Below are 243 nucleotides of genomic sequence, written 5' to 3'. Positions count from 1 at the left end.
TGCAATTGCTGCCACGACATCCACATATTTTTAAGTAACTGCGGGGCATCATCAGCCGGTGCTTCAATTTCTTCAGGTGTATAACTTTCAGTACCAATCACATTTGAAATAAGCACAGCATGGTGCGCGGTTAATGCCCGCCCCGACTCCGAAATAATAGTTGGAAACGGCTGTTCATACTGCTTACAAATGTCGCCTATGGTGTACACAATATTGTTAGCGTATTCAGCTAAGCTATAGTTC

Annotated in this window: 1 protein-coding gene; it reads right to left on the bottom strand. The window is 43.6% G+C overall.

What is annotated here, in order from left to right:
* On the bottom strand, positions 1 to 243 hold a 243-nt coding region (locus tag AAEY78_RS14665), incomplete at both ends, for a hypothetical protein (protein ID WP_352340197.1).

Origin of the sequence: Psychrobacter sp. 16-MNA-CIBAN-0192 (assembly GCF_040309565.1) — a bacterium.
GTDB lineage: Bacteria > Pseudomonadota > Gammaproteobacteria > Pseudomonadales > Moraxellaceae > Psychrobacter.
Note: the sequence above shows the minus strand (reverse complement) of the source record. Positions and strands in the feature narration are given on the sequence as shown.